Raw genomic sequence first — 17297 nt, forward strand, 5'->3', positions numbered from 1 at the left:
AACCGTACGGAGACGCTTGCTTTTCCTTAATTTGCAGGCTCTTTGGGGTGCGGCGGGCCTGATGCACCAACTTCCGTGCCCGGCTATAGATTTGAGTCGTTTCGAACCATTTGAAAGGGGTGGAAACATGAACAAGAATGAACTCGTGTCCGCAGTTGCCGAAAAGGCAGGACTCTCGAAGACCGATGCCGCTTCGGCCGTCGACGCTGTTTTCGAAGTTGTCCAGGCTGAGCTCAAGGGCAAGGGCGACGTTCGCCTCGCTGGTTTCGGTAGCTTCACCGTTTCCCATCGCGCTGCCACCAAGGGCCGCAATCCGTCGACCGGCGCTGAAGTCGACATTCCGGCACGCAACGTGCCGAAGTTCACGCCCGGCAAGGGCCTGAAGGAAGCCGTCAACGGCTGATTGGATTTGCTTGGCAGCCGGGCAACGAGACCGGCAGCACAAGTATTCGAAGGGTTCGGCGAAAGCCGGACCCTTTTCGCATTTGCGAGACTTGCCGCGATTGCCGGTTTGAATTACGCATGGATCGTTCTCAGGGCGGGGTGCAATTCCCCACCGGCGGTAAGAGCGCAAGCTTGAGCCCGCGAGCGCCTTTTTACCTCAGGTGGAAAGGGTCAGCAGATCCGGTTGAATTCCGGAGCCGACGGTCATAGTCCGGATGAAAGAGAATGAGCAGGGTACGCGGGGCGGCATCGTCCGCCGCGTCGGCACCCGCGTTCATGCGTCCTGATTTATGTTGGTCCTTTTGTTCGGATGAATGACATGAATCAGACTACCCAGATTTCCATATCCGCATCGCGTGCACTCGCCGGCGCAAGCTGGATGGTGCTTGCCGGCATCGCCTTTGCCGTTCTCAACGTCGTCACCCAATGGCTGACGATGACCTTGGCCTTTCCGTCGGCCTCGGTCGCCTTCTGGCAATACGCTTTCGCGCTCGTCTTCTCGCTACCCTTCCTGTGGAAGACTGGCCTTGGCGCGATGCGCACTCAATACGCTTGGCGCCACATCGTTCGCGTCGTGCTGGCAGCCCTCGGCGTCCAGACCTGGGTTGCGGGTCTCGCGAGCGTGCCGATCTGGCAGGCGATCGCGCTGGTCATGACCTCGCCCTTCTTCATCATCCTCGGCGCCCGCCTGTTCCTCGGTGAACGGGTAGGGCCAGTGCGCTGGGGCGCCACGGCCTGTGGCTTCGTCGGTGCAATGATCATCCTGCAGCCCTGGTCGGACGGTTTCAGCTGGGCGGCACTGTTGCCGATCCTGTCGGCACTGCTCTGGGGCGCCTCGTCGCTGATCACCAAGAGCCTGACGGGGATCGAGAAGCCGGAGACGATCACTGTGTGGCTGCTCGTGCTCCTCACGCCCGTCAACGGTGGTCTCGCTTTTGCGGCCGGCTTCGCGATGCCAACAGGCACGGTATTGATGCTGCTCGTCGCGGCCGGCCTTCTGACGGCGATCGCCCAGTATCTTCTGACGCTCGCCTACAGTGCCGCCGATGCCGCCTATGTTCAGCCCTTTGACGATCTGAAGCTGCCGCTCAACGTTCTCGCTGGTTGGCTGGTCTTCGGCTATGCGCCAGCCGGCTATTTGTGGCTCGGCGCCGCCCTGATCCTCTGCGCCTCGCTGTTCCTCATGCACCACGAGATGAAGCGCGAGCGCGGAACCGCATAAGCGCTGCTCCGGGCGCTCACGAGATTGTCATGTGGATGGTCCCGAGCGCCCGGCATATGTCACATCGCTGTAATGCAAACCCCATAGGCGGAGGGCGTTTCTTCGCAATGCCAATTGGGGGTATCTCTTATGAAGACCATTATTTCCGCGGCCGCTGCCGTTCTCTTCACGGCCGGCGTCGCTGCCGCTTCCGACTATGTTTCCTACCTCGACTATCCGCAGCCGAAGGACGACAGCAAGGAATTCTTCACGGCGATCGAGATTCCGCAGGGAAGCTTCACCAAGTACGAAATCGACGCCAAGACCGGCCACATCGTCGTGGACCGCTTCCAGTCGATGCCGGTCATCTACCCGGCCAACTACGGCTCGATCACCAGCTCGCTCGGCGGTGATGGCGATCCGCTCGACGCGCTCGTCTACACCCGCGAGCCGGTCGTTCCGGGCGCCATCATCAAGGTTCGTGCCATCGGCCTCCTGAAGATGATCGACGGCGGTGAGCAGGACGACAAGGTCGTCGCCGTTCCGGCCAGCGACATCGATCCGAGCTACGACAAGATCAAGGAAATCTCTGATCTTCCGGAGATCGAGCAGGAGCGCCTGCAGGCCTTCTTCCGCGTATACAAGCAGCTGCCGGCCAAGCGCAAGGTTGTCGAGCTGAACGGCTTCGAGAACGCCGAGAAGGCGCAGGGCGAAGTTGCCGCCGCCATCAAGGCTTACGCTGAAAAGAAGTAAACCGGGCAAAGCCCAGATAAGGAAATGGCCGGGTCGATGCCCGGCCATTTCTGTTTGGTGAAATAGCTACAGCTGTTACCAGCGCTGGTGCACATGCGGCGCGATCAGCCGGTCGTAGATCTCGTGGCTCGCGGCCATCACCTCATGCGTCAGCGGCGCCAGGCTGGCGGCCGCAGCATTGGCCTTCGCCTGTTCGGCATTGCGGGCGCCGGGAATGACCACCGTGACCGCATCGCTCATCAGGATCCAGCGCAGCGCGAACGCCGCCATCGTGGCGCACTCGGGAACCAGCTTGCGAACCTCTTCCACCGCCTGCAGGCCGACTTCGAACGGAACGCCCGCGAAGGTCTCGCCGACATCGAACGCTTCGCCATGGCGATTGAAGTTGCGATGGTCGTCGCTGGCGAATGTCGTCTCACGGCTGATCTTGCCGGAGAGCAGGCCGCTTGCCAGCGGCACGCGGGCGATAACGGCAATGTTCTTCTGCCGCGCCTCCTGGAAGAACAGATGGCTCGGGCGCTGGCGGAAGACATTATAGATGATCTGGATGCTGACCACGCCGGGGAACTCGATCGCCTTCAGCGCTTCCTCGACCTTCTCGACGCTGACGCCATAGCCGCGAATCTTGCCTGCCTTCTGCAGCTCGTTCAGCCCCTCGAACACCTCCGGCCGGTAAAGCACCTCCGTCGGCGGGCAGTGCAGCTGCACGAGGTCGAGGCTGTCGACCTTGAGGTTCTTCAGGCTGCGGTCGATAAAGCCCTCGAGATTGGCCTTGGTGTAGCCGTCGGCCACATGCGGATTCAACCGCCGACCTGCCTTGGTGGCGACCATCGGGCGCTCGCCGCCACGGCTCTCAAGCACATCGGCGATGATCTTCTCCGAACGGCCGTCGCCATAGACGTCGGCGGTGTCGATGAAGGTGATCCCGGCATCGAGCGCCGCATTGAGCGCGTCGCGTCCATCAGCTTCGCTGACATCGCCCCAGGCGCCGCCGATCTGCCATGCGCCAAAACCGATATTGCTCACCGTATGGGGCAGGTGGCCGAAAGAATGCTGCTTCATTGGAATGATCCTCCTCGTTTCGCTGATGGCAGTATCAGTCCGCACAAAGGCCGACAAGCGCATGAGAGGGAGGAGATAGGGCAGCGCGGCGCGTCCGCCTCTGCCAGTTTTCCGTAAAGCCTCCGCGACTCAGAGCCGCTTCAGGCAGAAGGAGAAGTGCGCGTGTGATTCGACGGTGAGGAATTCGAACTGCCAGCCATAATCCTTGCAGAACTTGGTGACGGCCTCGACCACGCCATAAACGATCGGCTTCACCGTATTGCCGGTGCAGAAGTCGTGACCGGCGATGCGGCCGGTCCGCTTGACCTTGCGGTCGCAGAGCAAAAGCTCCTGCCAGGTGAGTTCGAACGAGTGATCCGTGTCGATATAGGCCCAATCGAGGAAATCGTCCTCGAATTCGGCGAGCTTCTCCAGCGAGGTGCCCTGCATCAGGTGCAGTTGCCCGCTTTCGATCTGCTTGCCGAACTGCGTGTGGATCTGGTCGAGGCCGGAGCTGTAGCGGTCCATGCTCCAGGGATCGATGAGATAAAGCTGAGCCGGGCGATTCTTTTCGAGAATCTCCGCCGTATACTCTCCAAACGCCGCGCCGATCTCGACACCCACGCCGCCATTGGGGATTCGATAGAGCAATTCGCCGCGATCGGGCAGCAGGCGCGCGTTTTCCATGTGGTGGGCGCTGAGCTGCGTGCGCGGCATGGCTGCCCGCTGTGCCTGGCGATCTTCGCGTGTTTTCATGATTCTATCTCCGCCTGAAGCACATGAGGTGCCGTTCGATTTGGCCGGAACCTAATCGCCGAAAACGGGATTAGCAACCGCGGCAAAATCAAAGCTTCGGGTCGATCAATCACATAAAGGGGAGAGAAAATGGTGGGCGATGAGAGACTCGAACTCCCGACATCCTCGGTGTAAACGAGGCGCTCTACCAACTGAGCTAATCGCCCTCCGCGGTGCGGATCATGTCCGCCGCGTCGATGGCCGTGATCTATGCGGATCGCGGACAAACCGCAAGAGCGTTTGTGAAGATTTTTTGATTTTTTTCGATCGGCATCCACCAATGCCCCGGTTTCCCGGTAATTCCGTCTGTGGAAAAGAAAAATCGACGAGGGGAGGCCAAGGGGCGCGCAGTGATCGGACCATCAGCTGGCGGGTCTCTGGAGCGCCGGCGCTTGGAAGGCCCTTCTATAAGGGTGATTTTCGATCTGATTTCATTCACCCACAAACAAATCGCAGGCTGTCATCGTTTTGTCTCCAAACCTGCTTGACACTCAAATGCGAACCCCGTAGTTAGCCGCTCATCGAAGCGGCAAGCTGCTTTGACACGGACGCGAAAGCATCCGGATTGCTTGAAATGAATGCGGGTGTAGCTCAGTCGGTTAGAGTGCCGGCCTGTCACGCCGGAGGTCGCGGGTTCGAGCCCCGTCACTCGCGCCATTTCATGTAAATGCTGAAAAGCATGGTCCGGAACGACGCAGTCTGAAAATGCGCGGGTGTAGCTCAGTCGGTTAGAGTGCCGGCCTGTCACGCCGGAGGTCGCGGGTTCGAGCCCCGTCACTCGCGCCATTCTCTTCCAGAATGTCTCCATAATATACATCACCTACAAGGTGCGCTTGCGCCCTTCTGTTCTTGAGGCGCATTTTATGCGCATCGCTGTTTTAGTCCTGCGCGTTTCGCTATGCCTTCGGCATGGGCCGTCGTCGCCAAGAGGGCAGGCGGCGGCGCGTGGCCTGCCAGGAGCCGCGACAGTCGCGCTCAGACGCCTCTTCGGTGCCTCTCGATACTCAATCGACCTGCCGCGTCCTCGGTTGCCGATAAAGCCACCTGTCGCTGCCGTGCTTGAGTTGCTTTGTCCTTATAATGAACTGTCGGAATGGGCCTCTCCAGCGAGGTTATTTCGCGCAACTTATGGATTTAAGTAGCGTGCGCGCATGTCCGGAATCGCGGGTCTTGAGAGTGCGTCTGATGAGGCCGCCGCGCACCCGCCCGATCACCCCGCACGGCCCGTTCCGGGACTCGGGCATGCGCAATATCCACTGGCCGAAATGCCCTTTATTTAGCCATCTGGCCTGCGACATAGCGACCCGATTGGCGCAGTTTTTCAGTCGAATCGGAGCAGATACTCCGCATTGCCGACAATTCACCGACATTAGATGAGGAAACGCACACTTGGCCGCCGCAAAATCACCGATTTTGCCCGTCCGCTCCATGCTGCGGCCCGGTGCGTCGCACACGTTGTCCGACCGTTGCTCGAAAATGAGTATTGTATATCAAATACATAGACATGAGCCGGTTCGAGGTTGTCTGCGCGGGCGAATGTGGCGCGCACAGCGGATATTCCTTACTTCTCAAGCGCTTCGGCAGCCTGAGTTTGCGGCTTGGTCCCATCAAATCCTGCACTTTCCACTCATGAAAGCCCGTCAGTCATGCAATAAATGCTGGGCTGGCATGCAAGATCGCGGGCTGTGCGTTGATTTGTCGCAAAAACAATGTGCGTGGCTAATAATGTCGCACGTGTGCAATTGGAATTGACACGCTAAAACTCTTGCGCATTGGCTGTGGCTGCGCTAACCACGGCTTGTTGCAACGCACGTTCGCTTGCCGGGCAAATGCTCAGGCCGCGCCTCCCGGCGCAGGCGGCAAGCAGGGATGAACCTGATGACTGGACTTCTCAGTTCCTATATTCCGATCGCCATTTTCATTGCCATCGCCCTTGTAATCGGCTTGTCGCTGCTCATTGCGCCGTTCGCCGTTGCCTACAAGGCGCCTGATGCTGAAAAGCTTTCGGCTTTCGAATGCGGCTTCAACGCGTTCGACGACGCCCGCATGAAATTCGATATCCGCTTCTATCTGGTGTCGATTCTCTTCATCATCTTCGACCTCGAAGTCGCCTTTCTGTTCCCGTGGGCCGTTTCTTTCGGCGCGATCGGCTGGTTCGGCTTCTGGTCCATGATGGTCTTCCTTCTCGTGCTGACCATCGGCTTTATTTATGAGTGGAAAAAGGGAGCCCTGGAATGGGAGTAGCCCCAAGCGACAAGGCGCTCGTCGCGCCGCATCCGAAAAGCATCATCGACCCGGCAACGGGCAAGCCTGTTGGCAGCGACAGTGCGTTCTTCGGCGAGATCAATGACGAGCTGGCCGACAAGGGCTTTCTGGTCACGTCCACTCGCGATCTGATCACCTGGGCGCGCACCGGCTCGCTGATGTGGATGCAGTTCGGCCTCGCCTGCTGCGCCGTCGAAGGCCTGATGCAGGTTTCCGGTCCGCGTTACGACATGGAGCGCTTCGGTGTTGCTCCGCGCGCTTCGCCGCGCCAGTCTGATGTCATGATCGTCGCTGGTACGCTGACCAACAAGATGGCGCCGGCGCTCCGCAAGGTCTATGACCAGATGCCGGAGCCGCGTTACGTCATCTCGATGGGCTCCTGCGCAAACGGCGGTGGCTACTATCACTATTCCTACTCGGTCGTGCGTGGCTGCGATCGTGTCGTTCCTGTCGATATCTACGTGCCGGGCTGTCCCCCCACGGCAGAAGCGCTGCTCTACGGGGTCTTGCTTCTGCAGAAGAAGATACGGCGCACCGGAACGATTGAGCGCTAAGGGCGGAGGACTGTCATGAGTGAAGCCTTGAGCGAACTGTCGTCGTATCTCCGCGAGATGCGCGGCGATCTGATTGCCGATGCGTCCATCAGCTATGGCGAATTGAACGTAACCACGACGCCGGAAACGATTGTCGCGCTGCTGACGTTCCTGCGCGACGATCCGCGTTGCGGCTTCGTCAGCATGATCGACATTTGTGGCGTCGACTGGCCGCAGCGCGAAAAGCGTTTCGATGTCGTCTATCATCTCCTGTCGCCGAAGCAGAACCTGCGCATCCGCGTCAAGCTCGCCGTTGCCGATGGCGTATCGGTTCCGTCGGCGACGTCGGTCTACATGGGCGCCGAGTGGTTCGAGCGTGAAGCCTGGGACATGTACGGCATTCCGTTCTCCGGCCATGCCGACCTGCGCCGTCTGCTGACGGACTACGGCTTCGAAGGCCATCCGCTGCGCAAGGACTTCCCGACGACAGGTTATGTCGAGGTACGTTATGACGATGCCGCCAAGCGCGTTGTCTACGAACCCGTCGAACTGAAGCAGGAATTCCGCAATTTCGATTTCACGTCCCCGTGGGAAGGCACCGATTACGTACTTCCGGGAGACGAGAAGGCTGCGAATTGAGATGAGGCTCGACTGTCTTGAAGCCTCTCCGTTCGCCGTCTCATGCCAATTGCCAGCGCGGAGCGCGTCGCTATGACTGAACATAACGTTCGCAACTTTACGATCAACTTCGGACCGGAGCACCCGTCCGCGCACGGCGTTCTGCGTCTGGTGCTTGAACTCGATGGCGAAATCATCGAACGCGTCGATCCGCATATCGGCCTCCTGCACCGCGGCACCGAAAAGCTGATCGAATCGAAGACCTATCTTCAGGCCGTTCCTTATTTCGATCGTCTCGACTACGTCGCGCCGATGAACCAGGAGCATGCTTTCGCGCTCGCCGTCGAAAAGATGCTGAAGCTGGAAATTCCGATTCGCGGTCAGCTGATTCGAGTTCTGTACTCCGAAATTGGCCGAATCTTGTCGCACATCATGAACGTAACGACACAGGCCATGGACGTTGGCGCGATGACGCCGCCGGTCTGGGGCTTCGAAGAGCGCGAAAAGCTGATGGTGTTTTACGAGCGCGCCTGCGGCGCCCGTATGCACTCGGCCTATTTCCGTCCGGGCGGTGTCCACCAGGACATCCCGCAGGAACTGGTCGAGGATATCGGCAAGTGGTGCGATCCGTTCCTCAAGGTTCTCGACGATATCGAAGGCCTTCTGACCGACAACCGCATCTTCAAGCAGCGTAACGTCGATATCGGCGTCGTCTCGCTGGAAGACGCATGGTCCTGGGGCTTCTCGGGCGTCATGGTTCGCGGTTCCGGCGCTGCCTGGGACCTGCGCCGCTCGCAGCCCTACGAGTGCTACAACGATCTCGAATTCGACATCGCCATCGGCAAGAACGGCGACTGCTACGATCGCTATCTGATCCGCATGATCGAAATGCGCCAGTCCGTCCGCATCATGAAGCAGTGCGTCAACCGCCTGCTCGGCGATGCCAAGGTCGGCCCGGTCTCCTCGATCGACGGCAAGGTCGTTCCGCCGAAGCGTGGCGAGATGAAGCGTTCGATGGAAGCGCTGATCCACCACTTCAAGCTCTACACCGAAGGCTATCACGTTCCGGCTGGCGAAGTGTACGCGGCCGTCGAAGCGCCGAAGGGCGAGTTCGGCGTCTACGTCGTCGCCGACGGCAGCAACAAGCCCTACCGTTGCAAGATCCGCGCCCCGGGCTATGCCCACCTGCAGGCGATGGACTTCCTCTGCAAGGGCCACATGCTTGCGGACGTGACCGCCGTTCTCGGTTCGCTCGACATCGTCTTCGGCGAGGTCGACCGCTAATGAAGCTGCCGTCGCTCGTTACCGCCGTTCTCCTCCTGGCTTCTGGCGCATACGCCCAGCAAGCCGGTGGACTTGGCCCCAAGTTGGGCCAGGACGACGTGACGCCGCCGGCAAAAAACGCGTCCATGGGCGAACTTTTGTCCAAGGGCTATCAAATCAAGGCTGCAGTCCCCAACGGTGGAAAGTTCTTCGTTGTGTTCCTGCAGAAAGACCAGTCGGCCTACGCTTGCGAGATGAAGTCTCTGACCTCGTCGCAGTGTGGCGCCCTAAACTGACAAGGCGTGAGGAAGAATGTCCGTTCGTCGATTAGCCGAAGATCAATTCCAGCCTGCCGCGTTCGCCTTCAATGACGAGAACGCGGCCTGGGCGGATAAGACGATCCAAAAATACCCTGCGGGCCGTCAGCAATCCGCGGTCATTCCGCTGTTGATGCGAGCGCAGGAACAGGACGGCTGGGTCACGCGCGCGGCGATCGAAAAGGTCGCCAACATGCTCGACATGGCCTACATCCGTGTTCTCGAGGTCGCGACCTTCTACACGCAGTTCCAGCTCGGCCCGGTCGGCACACGCGCCCACATCCAGGTGTGCGGCACGACGCCTTGCATGCTGCGTGGTTCGGAAGGTTTGATGTCGGTCTGCAAGAGCAAGATCCATCACCATCCGTTCGAGCGCAATGCCGAAGGCACGCTGTCCTGGGAAGAAGTCGAATGTCTCGGGGCTTGCGTCAACGCGCCCATGGTCATGATCGGCAAGGATACCTACGAAGACCTGACGCCGGAGCGCCTGGCCGAGATCATCGACACCTTTGATGCCGGCAATGGCGCAAGCGTAACACCCGGCCCGCAGATCGACCGTCATTTCTCCTCTCCTGAGGGCGGCCCGACGTCGCTGACCGACGAAGAGCCGAAGAAGAAGGCCTCCGCCAAGAAGGTCGTCGCCGATGCTGCGACCGCAACAGTCGACGCCGCACCGGTTCCCCCGTCCGAAGCAGCCCGCGCCAAGAGCACGGACGCCGAGACCAACGCCGCGCTGAAGACGCCCGTAACGGCGCCGAAGGCCGCTGCAAAAAACGCCAAGGCCGTTGAAGAACAGCCGGGCGTAGCAGCACCGGTTCCGGCAACGGCAAAGCCGTCGCTGACGGACAAGAACCGTCCTGCCGGCATCGAAAAGCCTGCCACCCCTGACGATCTCAAGCTGATCTCGGGCGTTGGCCCGAAGATCGAAGGCACGCTGCACGAACTCGGCATCTTCACCTTCGCGCAGGTCGCGGGCTGGAAGAAGGCCGAGCGCGAGTGGGTTGATGGCTACCTGAATTTCAAGGGCCGCATCGATCGCGACGACTGGGTCAAGCAGGCCAAGGCGCTCGCCAAGGGCGGCGAAGCCGAATACATTAAAGTCTTCGGCAAGAAGCCGCGGTAAGAGGTGAAGCATGTTACAAGATAAAGATCGCATCTTTACCAATATCTACGGCCTCAAGGACAAGTCCCTGAAGGGCGCGATGAGCCGCGGCCACTGGGACGGCACCAAGCAGATCCTCGAAAAGGGTCGCGACTGGATCATCAACGAGATGAAGGCCTCCGGTCTTCGCGGTCGTGGTGGCGCAGGCTTCCCGACGGGTCTCAAGTGGTCCTTCATGCCGAAGGAAAACGACGGCCGTCCGCACTACCTCGTCGTCAACGCCGACGAATCCGAGCCCGGAACCTGCAAGGACCGTGACATCATGCGTCACGATCCCCATACGCTGATCGAAGGCTGCGTCATCGCCTCCTTCGCCATGGGCGCCAACACCGCCTACATTTACGTTCGCGGTGAATACATCCGCGAGCGCGAGGCGCTGCAGGCTGCGATCGACGAGTGCTACGATTTCGGTCTGCTCGGCAAGAACAACAAGCTTGGCTACCCGATGGACATCTTCGTCCACCACGGCGCCGGCGCTTACATCTGCGGCGAAGAAACCGCATTGCTCGAAAGCCTGGAAGGCAAGAAGGGCCAGCCGCGCCTGAAGCCGCCGTTCCCGGCCAACATGGGCCTCTACGGCTGCCCGACGACGGTCAACAACGTCGAGTCGATCGCCGTTGCTCCGACGATTCTTCGTCGTGGCGCCGGCTGGTTCTCGGCACTCGGTCGCCCGAACAACGTCGGCACCAAGCTGTTCATGCTCTCTGGTCACGTCAACAAGCCGTGCACCGTCGAAGAAGAAATGGGCATCACCTTCCGTGAGCTCGTCGACAAGCACGCCGGCGGTATCCGTGGCGGCTGGGATAACCTGCTCGCCGTCATCCCGGGCGGTGCATCGTGCCCGATCGTTCCCGCCAAGGACATGATCGACGTGCCGATGGACTTCGATGGCCTGCGCTCGGTCGGTTCGTCCTTCGGTACGGCAGCCTCGATCGTCATGGACAAGTCCACCGACGTCATCAAGGCGATCGCCCGCATCTCGGCTTTCTTCAAGCATGAGAGCTGCGGCCAGTGCACGCCGTGCCGCGAAGGTACAGGCTGGATGTGGCGCGTCATGGAGCGCATGGCCAAGGGCAACGCCCAGAAGCGCGAAATCGACATGCTCTTCGCCGTCACCAAGCAGATCGAAGGTCACACCATCTGTGCGCTCGGCGATGCTGCCGCATGGCCGGTGCAGGGTCTGATCCGCAACTTCCGTCATGAGATCGAAGCGCGCATCGATCAGTATACGGCAAGCGCCATGGATCATGGCGCGGTTCTCGAGGCTGCTGAGTAAGACGATGGCAAACGCATCCGACAGCAAGAACAAGGAAGGGGTCGCCGATTTCTCGGCCGACTTCGGCCGTCTTGCCGCCGAGATGCTGGAAAATGCCCGCGCCTTGCCGATCGCGCCGATGATGGTCAATCCGGCAGCCGCCATGGCCGCCGCGACCGCAATCGGTTTCGGCTTCTCCACGCAGATGGCCGGCGCCTTCTTCGGCGCTCTCCAGGGCGCGATGGAAGCATCGAACAAGCTGGCGGCGGTTCTCGACGAGACGCCGCCGGAAGAGCCGAAGCCCGAGATCGACGTGAAGCCGGAAAATATTCGCCCGGCCGCGCCGAAGAAGACGGCTGAACGCGTTAAGCTGGCCGTGGTTGCCGACAAGGCCGAGCCGGTGGCGAAGACGAAGACTGCAGCCGCTAAGCCGGTGCGAGGCAAGAGGGCCGATGATCTCAAGCAGATCTCAGGCGTCGGCCCGAAGCTCGAGCAGGTGCTGAACGCCAAGGGTGTTCGCACGCTTGCCGAGATCGCCGCTTGGTCGGATGCCGATGTGGCCCGCCTGGACGCGGAGCTTGGCTTTGACGGCCGCATCGCCCGCGATGGCTGGGTGGCACAGGCCAAGTTGCTGACGGCAAAGGGCCGGAAGCGGACGTGATGATGTCCGGTCGCGGATCGCGATCGGAGGAGAGACAAGACTGAGCGGCGCGGGGAGGGTCCCAATGCCGCGATGTCGCAGGCCGGTTCCCGGGCCTCGGGGGGCGGAGACGAAAATTTGGACGACACCAGTGTCAGCGGGATAAAAATCCGGCCTGGCAGTGGAAACGTTGCAGAATAGGTTTGTTTACCGGCTTCCGGTGAACGGGAAACAGGACTGAGTGACGATGGCAAAACTGAAGATTGACGGTAACGAGATCGAGGTCCCGGATCATTACACCCTCATTCAGGCGTGTGAGGAAGCCGGTGCTGAAGTTCCGCGCTTCTGCTTCCACGAACGCCTTTCGGTTGCCGGCAACTGCCGCATGTGCCTCGTCGAGGTCAAGGGTGGCCCGCCGAAGCCGCAGGCATCTTGCGCCATGGGCGTGCGCGATATCCGCGGTGGCCCGAACGGCGAATTGCCCGAGGTCTTCACAAACACGCCGATGGTCAAGAAGGCCCGCGAAGGCGTGATGGAATTCCTGCTGATCAACCATCCGCTGGATTGCCCGATCTGCGACCAGGGTGGCGAATGCGACCTGCAGGACCAGGCCATGGCTTTCGGTATCGCCGGCTCTCGTTATCAGGAAGATAAGCGCGCCGTCGAAGACAAGTACATCGGACCGCTCGTCAAGACGGTCATGAACCGTTGCATTCACTGCACGCGCTGCGTTCGCTTCACCACCGAGGTCGCCGGCATTGCCGAGCTCGGCCTGATCGGTCGTGGCGAAGACGCCGAGATCACCACCTATCTCGAGCAGGCGATGACCTCCGAGCTGCAGGGCAACGTCGTTGACCTCTGCCCGGTCGGCGCTCTGACCTCCAAGCCCTTCGCCTTCACGGCCCGTCCGTGGGAACTGAACAAGACCGAAACGATCGACGTCATGGACGCGCTCGGCTCGGCGATCCGCGTCGATACCCGTGGCCGCGAAGTCATGCGCGTCATGCCGCGCGTCAACGACCAGATCAACGAAGAGTGGATCTCCGACAAGAGCCGCTTCATCTGGGACGGCCTGAAGACGCAGCGCCTCGACAAGCCTTACGTTCGCAAGGACGGCCGTCTGCAGGTCGCAAGCTGGCCGGACGCGTTCGCAGCGATCAAGTCGGCGGTCGCCTCGACCGCTGGCGACAAGATCGGCGCCATCGCAGGTGACCTCGCTTCGGTCGAAGAGATGTACGCTCTGTCTGAACTGGTGAAGTCGCTCGGTTCCGAGAACCTCGACTGTCGCCAGGATGGGACGGCACTTGATCCGTCGCTCGGCCGCGCAAGCTACCTCTTCAACCCGACGATCGAAGGCATCGAACAGGCCGACGCGCTGCTCATCATCGGCGCCAACCCGCGCTTCGAAGCCGCAGTTCTCAACGCGCGCATCCGCAAGCGCTGGCGCCGCGGCAACTTCCCGATCGGCGTGATCGGCGAAGCCGGCGAACTGCGCTACGACTACGAATATCTCGGCGCCGGTCCCGACACGCTGAAGGATCTGGTCGACGGCAACAACAGCTTCGCCAAGGTTCTGACCGACGCGAAGAAGCCTCTCATCATCATCGGCCAGGGCGCCCTCTCGCGCGCTGATGGCTCAGGCGTTCTCGCCAGCGCCGCCAAGCTCGCAGGCACTGTCGGTGCTGTCGTCGATGGCTGGAACGGTTTCGCCGTCCTGCACACGGCTGCTGCCCGCGTCGGTGGTCTCGATCTCGGCTTCGTACCGGGCGCCAAGGGCGTCAATGCCGCCGAGATGCTGACCTCGATGGACGTTCTCTTCCTGCTCGGCGCCGATGAAATGAACTTCGAAGCCAAGAAGGCGAAGTTCACCGTCTACATCGGCTCGCATGGCGACCAGGGCGCACAGAACGCCGACGTCATCCTGCCGGCCGCCGCTTACACGGAAAAGTCGGGCACCTGGGTCAACACCGAAGGCCGCGTTCAGGTCGGCAATCGCGCAGGCTTCGCACCGGGCGATGCTCGCGAGGACTGGGCGATCATCCGCGCACTCTCCGACGTGCTCGGCAAGAAGCTGCCGTTCGACTCGCTGAGCCAGCTGCGCGCCAAGCTTTACCAGGCGTTCCCGCACTTCGCGGCCGCCGACGAGATTGCCGAAAGCGACAGCGCCAAGATTGCTGCCGTCGCCAAAAAAGCCGGCAAGATGAACAAGGCCGGCTTCGCATCGCCGGTGAAAGACTTCTATTTGACGAACCCAATCGCGCGCGCATCGGCTGTCATGGCTGAGTGCTCGGCATTGGCCCGCAACAACTTCAAAGTCGCGGCAGAGTAAGGGCAGGGGACTATGGAATCGTTTCTTTCAACATATGTCTGGCCAGGCCTCCTCATGGTCGGTCAGTCGCTTCTTGTCCTCGTCTGCTTGCTCGTCTTCATCGCCTACATCCTGTTGGCCGACCGCAAGATCTGGGCAGCCGTACAGCTGCGTCGCGGACCGAATGTGGTGGGTCCTTTCGGCCTTTTCCAGTCCTTCGCCGACCTTTTGAAGTTCGTCTTCAAGGAGCCGATCATTCCGGCTGGCGCCGACAAGGCGGTCTTCCTTCTGGCCCCGCTGGTCACCGTGCTTCTGGCACTGTCGACCTGGGCCGTGGTTCCCTTCGCTGATGGCTGGGTCATCGCCAACATCAATGTCGGCATCCTCTACATCTTCGCGATCTCGTCGCTTGAAGTGTACGGCGTCATCATGGGCGGCTGGGCTTCGAACTCGAAGTACCCGTTCCTCGGCGCGCTGCGCTCGGCGGCACAGATGGTGTCCTACGAAGTCTCGATCGGTTTCGTCATCGTCACCGTCCTGCTTTGCGTAGGTTCGCTGAACCTCACGGATATCGTTCACGCGCAGCAGAGCGGCATCGGTACGCGTCTCGGCATGCCGTCGTCCTTCCTGGACTGGCATTGGCTTGCGCTGTTCCCGATGTTCATCATCTTCTTCATCTCGGCACTGGCTGAAACCAACCGTCCGCCCTTCGACCTTCCGGAAGCTGAATCCGAACTCGTCGCCGGCTTCATGGTCGAGTATGGTTCGGCCCTCTACATGATGTTCATGCTCGGCGAATACGCGGCCATCGTCCTGATGTGCTCGCTGACGACGATCCTGTTCCTCGGAGGCTGGCTGCCCCCGGTCGACGTCTGGTTCCTGAACTGGGTTCCCGGCATCATCTGGTTCATGCTGAAGTCGTGCCTGGTGTTCTTCATGTTCGCGATGGTCAAGGCATTCGTGCCGCGCTACCGCTACGACCAGCTGATGCGCCTCGGCTGGAAGGTCTTCCTTCCGCTGTCGCTCGCCATGGTCATCATTGTTGCATTCGTGCTGAAGCTGACGGCAGGGGCATGATCATGCCGGCCCTGGTTTCCAGCAATATTGGAGGTTGAAGATGGCAGGCTTGTCCAACGCTGTCAGCTCGTTGTTCCTGAAGGAATTCATCAGCGCTTTCTGGCTGACGTTCCGTTACATTTTCAAGCAGAAGGCAACGGTGAACTATCCGTTCGAAAAGGGACCGGTCAGCCCGCGCTTCCGTGGCGAACATGCCCTGCGTCGTTATCCCAACGGCGAAGAGCGTTGCATCGCCTGCAAGCTGTGTGAGGCTATCTGTCCTGCTCAGGCGATCACCATCGAAGCCGGCCCGCGCCGCAACGATGGCACCCGCCGCACGGTCCGTTACGATATCGACATGGTGAAGTGCATCTATTGCGGCTTTTGCCAGGAGGCTTGCCCGGTCGATGCGATCGTCGAGGGCCCGAATTTCGAATTTGCAACGGAAACGCGCGAAGAGCTCTACTTCGACAAGCAGAAGCTCCTCGAGAACGGCGATCGCTGGGAGCGTGAAATCGCTCGCAACCTCGCTCTCGACGCTCCGTACCGTTGATTGAAATTGAAATGCCGGGCGGTGCTTGAAGCGTCGCCCAGTCAACATGCACCAGAGCTTCGCGGCAACCAATGCGAAGCTTCATCGGGCGGGGGGAGTACCCGGCAGCCCGTGGGAAGATGAAGAAGGCACGAACATGGGTCTGCAGGCTCTATTTTTCTATATTTTCGCCTTTATCGCGATAGCGTCGGCGTTCATGGTCATCTGGTCGAAGAACCCGGTTCACTCGGTTCTGTTCCTGATCCTGGTTTTCTTCAACGCGGCCGGTCTCTTCCTGCTGCTTGGGGCTGAATTCCTCGCGATGATCCTGCTCGTCGTTTATGTCGGCGCCGTGGCGGTTCTCTTCCTCTTCGTGGTCATGATGCTTGACATCGACTTCACGGAGCTGCGCGCGGGCGTTCTGGAATACGCGCCGATCGGCGCCCTGATCGGGGTGATCCTCGCGGCCGAGCTGATCGTCGTGGTCGGCGGCAGCGTGATCTCGCCGGAGATCGCCAAGACGGTCGCCATGCCGATCCCCGCGATCACCGAACGCACCAACACCGCCGCCCTCGGCGACGTGCTCTACACGAATTACGTCTACTTCTTCGAAATCGCCGCTCTCGTCCTGCTGGTCGCGATGATCGGGGCAATCGTGCTCACGCTCAAGCATCGCACGACGGTCAAGCGTCAGAACATCGCAAACCAGGTTGCCCGCAACCCGAAGACCGCCGTCGAGGTGATCTCGGTGAAGCCGGGGCAGGGGCTTTGAGGCAGGCGCGAGCTTAAGGAAACAACACAATGGTCATCGGACTTTCCCATTACCTGACGGTCAGCGCCATCCTCTTCACGCTCGGCGTCTTCGGCATCTTCCTCAACCGGAAGAACATCATCGTCATCCTGATGTCGATCGAGCTCATTTTGCTCGCCGTCAACATCAACATGGTCGCCTTCTCGTCGTTCCTGAACGACATCGTCGGCCAGGTCTTTGCATTGTTCATTCTGACTGTCGCTGCTGCTGAAGCGGCCATCGGTCTCGCAATTCTCGTCGTCTTCTACCGCAACCGCGGCTCCATCGCCGTGGAAGACGTCAATATGATGAAGGGCTGATAAG

The 17297-nt window shown here is 60.4% G+C and carries 18 protein-coding genes, 3 tRNA genes and 1 riboswitch; of the genes, 18 read left to right on the plus strand and 3 right to left on the minus strand.

Translation table 11 applies throughout. From position 1 onward, the window contains the following. Positions 1-127 precede the first annotated feature (127 nt). From hupB to ACIQUB_RS05390, 3 genes are all read left to right on the plus strand, one after another. Positions 128-403 (plus strand): DNA-binding protein HupB, encoded by a 276-nt coding sequence (gene hupB, locus ACIQUB_RS05380; protein WP_018900220.1) that lies wholly within the window; start codon positions 128-130, stop codon positions 401-403. A gap of 122 nt (positions 404-525) precedes the next feature. Beyond that, positions 526-675: riboswitch (FMN riboswitch) on the plus strand. An 88-nt stretch (positions 676-763) separates the two neighbouring features. Then, entirely contained in the window at positions 764-1666 is a 903-nt protein-coding gene (locus tag ACIQUB_RS05385; RefSeq protein ID WP_113238557.1) for a DMT family transporter, read from the plus strand. Positions 1667-1795: 129 nt separating this feature from the next. After that, positions 1796-2398: an inorganic diphosphatase gene (locus ACIQUB_RS05390; RefSeq protein ID WP_113238558.1), complete on the plus strand. Its 603-nt coding sequence runs from the start codon at positions 1796-1798 to the stop codon at positions 2396-2398. Between the two features lie 75 nt (positions 2399-2473). On the opposite strand, the gene ACIQUB_RS05395 is transcribed toward ACIQUB_RS05390, so the two are convergent. The 3 genes from ACIQUB_RS05395 to ACIQUB_RS05405 all read right to left on the minus strand — a co-directional run bounded on the left by ACIQUB_RS05395 (position 2474) and on the right by ACIQUB_RS05405 (position 4401). After that, positions 2474-3460: an aldo/keto reductase gene (locus tag ACIQUB_RS05395; protein ID WP_113238559.1), complete on the minus strand. Its 987-nt coding sequence runs from the start codon at positions 3458-3460 to the stop codon at positions 2474-2476. 129 nt (positions 3461-3589) lie between these two features. Next, positions 3590-4195 carry a class I SAM-dependent methyltransferase gene (locus tag ACIQUB_RS05400; protein ID WP_018900215.1) on the minus strand — a complete coding sequence of 202 codons (606 nt, stop codon included), beginning with the start codon at positions 4193-4195 and terminating at the stop codon, positions 3590-3592. A gap of 130 nt (positions 4196-4325) precedes the next feature. After that, a tRNA-Val gene (locus ACIQUB_RS05405) sits at positions 4326-4401 on the minus strand. A 413-nt stretch (positions 4402-4814) separates the two neighbouring features. On the opposite strand from ACIQUB_RS05405, the gene ACIQUB_RS05410 reads away from it, so the two are divergent. The 15 genes from ACIQUB_RS05410 (at position 4815) to nuoK (ending at position 17293) form a co-directional block, all read left to right on the plus strand. Continuing rightward, positions 4815-4891 (plus strand) — tRNA-Asp (locus ACIQUB_RS05410). Positions 4892-4943: 52 nt separating this feature from the next. Beyond that, positions 4944-5020: transfer RNA gene (locus ACIQUB_RS05415), tRNA-Asp, on the plus strand. 1092 nt (positions 5021-6112) lie between these two features. Beyond that, positions 6113-6478, plus strand: coding sequence for an NADH-quinone oxidoreductase subunit A (locus tag ACIQUB_RS05420; RefSeq protein WP_026283310.1), 366 nt, complete (start codon positions 6113-6115; stop codon positions 6476-6478). After that, positions 6469-7053: an NADH-quinone oxidoreductase subunit B family protein gene (locus tag ACIQUB_RS05425; protein WP_113238560.1), complete on the plus strand. Its 585-nt coding sequence runs from the start codon at positions 6469-6471 to the stop codon at positions 7051-7053. The genes ACIQUB_RS05420 and ACIQUB_RS05425 overlap by 10 nt, the downstream gene beginning before the upstream one ends. Positions 7054-7068: 15 nt before the next feature. Then, positions 7069-7671: an NADH-quinone oxidoreductase subunit C gene (locus ACIQUB_RS05430; protein WP_113238561.1), complete on the plus strand. Its 603-nt coding sequence runs from the start codon at positions 7069-7071 to the stop codon at positions 7669-7671. Positions 7672-7743: 72 nt separating this feature from the next. Next, complete coding sequence (locus tag ACIQUB_RS05435) at positions 7744-8934, plus strand: NADH-quinone oxidoreductase subunit D (RefSeq protein WP_018900211.1); 1191 nt, start codon at positions 7744-7746, stop codon at positions 8932-8934. After that, positions 8934-9209 (plus strand): hypothetical protein, encoded by a 276-nt coding sequence (locus ACIQUB_RS05440; protein WP_113238562.1) that lies wholly within the window; start codon positions 8934-8936, stop codon positions 9207-9209. The genes ACIQUB_RS05435 and ACIQUB_RS05440 overlap by 1 nt, the downstream gene beginning before the upstream one ends. A gap of 16 nt (positions 9210-9225) precedes the next feature. After that, positions 9226-10353, plus strand: a complete 1128-nt coding sequence (locus ACIQUB_RS05445; RefSeq protein WP_018900209.1) for an NADH-quinone oxidoreductase subunit E — start codon at positions 9226-9228, stop codon at positions 10351-10353. Between the two features lie 10 nt (positions 10354-10363). Beyond that, positions 10364-11668 carry an NADH-quinone oxidoreductase subunit NuoF gene (gene nuoF / locus ACIQUB_RS05450; protein WP_018900208.1) on the plus strand — a complete coding sequence of 435 codons (1305 nt, stop codon included), beginning with the start codon at positions 10364-10366 and terminating at the stop codon, positions 11666-11668. A gap of 4 nt (positions 11669-11672) precedes the next feature. Further along, positions 11673-12308 carry a helix-hairpin-helix domain-containing protein gene (locus tag ACIQUB_RS05455; protein ID WP_113238563.1) on the plus strand — a complete coding sequence of 212 codons (636 nt, stop codon included), beginning with the start codon at positions 11673-11675 and terminating at the stop codon, positions 12306-12308. Between the two features lie 226 nt (positions 12309-12534). Continuing rightward, positions 12535-14616 carry an NADH-quinone oxidoreductase subunit NuoG gene (gene nuoG / locus ACIQUB_RS05460; RefSeq protein ID WP_113238564.1) on the plus strand — a complete coding sequence of 694 codons (2082 nt, stop codon included), beginning with the start codon at positions 12535-12537 and terminating at the stop codon, positions 14614-14616. A gap of 12 nt (positions 14617-14628) precedes the next feature. Beyond that, the gene (nuoH, locus tag ACIQUB_RS05465) at positions 14629-15672 is read left to right on the plus strand and encodes an NADH-quinone oxidoreductase subunit NuoH (protein WP_018900205.1); all 1044 of its coding nucleotides are present in this window, start codon (positions 14629-14631) and stop codon (positions 15670-15672) included. 40 nt (positions 15673-15712) lie between these two features. Then, positions 15713-16204, plus strand: a complete 492-nt coding sequence (gene nuoI, locus ACIQUB_RS05470; protein WP_018900204.1) for an NADH-quinone oxidoreductase subunit NuoI — start codon at positions 15713-15715, stop codon at positions 16202-16204. A 136-nt stretch (positions 16205-16340) separates the two neighbouring features. Further along, positions 16341-16955 carry an NADH-quinone oxidoreductase subunit J gene (locus ACIQUB_RS05475; protein ID WP_018900203.1) on the plus strand — a complete coding sequence of 205 codons (615 nt, stop codon included), beginning with the start codon at positions 16341-16343 and terminating at the stop codon, positions 16953-16955. 29 nt (positions 16956-16984) lie between these two features. After that, positions 16985-17293 carry an NADH-quinone oxidoreductase subunit NuoK gene (nuoK, locus tag ACIQUB_RS05480; RefSeq protein ID WP_018900202.1) on the plus strand — a complete coding sequence of 103 codons (309 nt, stop codon included), beginning with the start codon at positions 16985-16987 and terminating at the stop codon, positions 17291-17293. Positions 17294-17297: the final 4 nt, after the last annotated feature.

The sequence above is a fragment of the Rhizobium sp. NPDC090275 genome (assembly GCF_044772225.1).
Lineage (GTDB): Bacteria > Pseudomonadota > Alphaproteobacteria > Rhizobiales > Rhizobiaceae > Rhizobium.

What these genes read in the sequence shown, in the direction of transcription:
- ACIQUB_RS05445 (WP_018900209.1), top strand. Translation starts at nt 9,226, where the DNA reads ATGTCCGTTCGTCGATTAGCCGAAGATCAATTCCAGCCTGCCGCGTTC.
- ACIQUB_RS05420 (WP_026283310.1), top strand. Translation starts at nt 6,113, where the DNA reads ATGACTGGACTTCTCAGTTCCTATATTCCGATCGCCATTTTCATTGCC.
- ACIQUB_RS05400 (WP_018900215.1), bottom strand. Translation starts at nt 4,195, where the DNA reads ATGAAAACACGCGAAGATCGCCAGGCACAGCGGGCAGCCATGCCGCGC.
- ACIQUB_RS05395 (WP_113238559.1), bottom strand. Translation starts at nt 3,460, where the DNA reads ATGAAGCAGCATTCTTTCGGCCACCTGCCCCATACGGTGAGCAATATC.
- ACIQUB_RS05425 (WP_113238560.1), top strand. Translation starts at nt 6,469, where the DNA reads ATGGGAGTAGCCCCAAGCGACAAGGCGCTCGTCGCGCCGCATCCGAAA.
- nuoH (WP_018900205.1), top strand. Translation starts at nt 14,629, where the DNA reads ATGGAATCGTTTCTTTCAACATATGTCTGGCCAGGCCTCCTCATGGTC.
- ACIQUB_RS05475 (WP_018900203.1), top strand. Translation starts at nt 16,341, where the DNA reads ATGGGTCTGCAGGCTCTATTTTTCTATATTTTCGCCTTTATCGCGATA.
- ACIQUB_RS05440 (WP_113238562.1), top strand. Translation starts at nt 8,934, where the DNA reads ATGAAGCTGCCGTCGCTCGTTACCGCCGTTCTCCTCCTGGCTTCTGGC.
- ACIQUB_RS05390 (WP_113238558.1), top strand. Translation starts at nt 1,796, where the DNA reads ATGAAGACCATTATTTCCGCGGCCGCTGCCGTTCTCTTCACGGCCGGC.
- nuoG (WP_113238564.1), top strand. Translation starts at nt 12,535, where the DNA reads ATGGCAAAACTGAAGATTGACGGTAACGAGATCGAGGTCCCGGATCAT.
- ACIQUB_RS05385 (WP_113238557.1), top strand. Translation starts at nt 764, where the DNA reads ATGAATCAGACTACCCAGATTTCCATATCCGCATCGCGTGCACTCGCC.
- hupB (WP_018900220.1), top strand. Translation starts at nt 128, where the DNA reads ATGAACAAGAATGAACTCGTGTCCGCAGTTGCCGAAAAGGCAGGACTC.
- ACIQUB_RS05435 (WP_018900211.1), top strand. Translation starts at nt 7,744, where the DNA reads ATGACTGAACATAACGTTCGCAACTTTACGATCAACTTCGGACCGGAG.
- ACIQUB_RS05455 (WP_113238563.1), top strand. Translation starts at nt 11,673, where the DNA reads ATGGCAAACGCATCCGACAGCAAGAACAAGGAAGGGGTCGCCGATTTC.
- nuoF (WP_018900208.1), top strand. Translation starts at nt 10,364, where the DNA reads ATGTTACAAGATAAAGATCGCATCTTTACCAATATCTACGGCCTCAAG.
- ACIQUB_RS05430 (WP_113238561.1), top strand. Translation starts at nt 7,069, where the DNA reads ATGAGTGAAGCCTTGAGCGAACTGTCGTCGTATCTCCGCGAGATGCGC.
- nuoK (WP_018900202.1), top strand. Translation starts at nt 16,985, where the DNA reads ATGGTCATCGGACTTTCCCATTACCTGACGGTCAGCGCCATCCTCTTC.
- nuoI (WP_018900204.1), top strand. Translation starts at nt 15,713, where the DNA reads ATGGCAGGCTTGTCCAACGCTGTCAGCTCGTTGTTCCTGAAGGAATTC.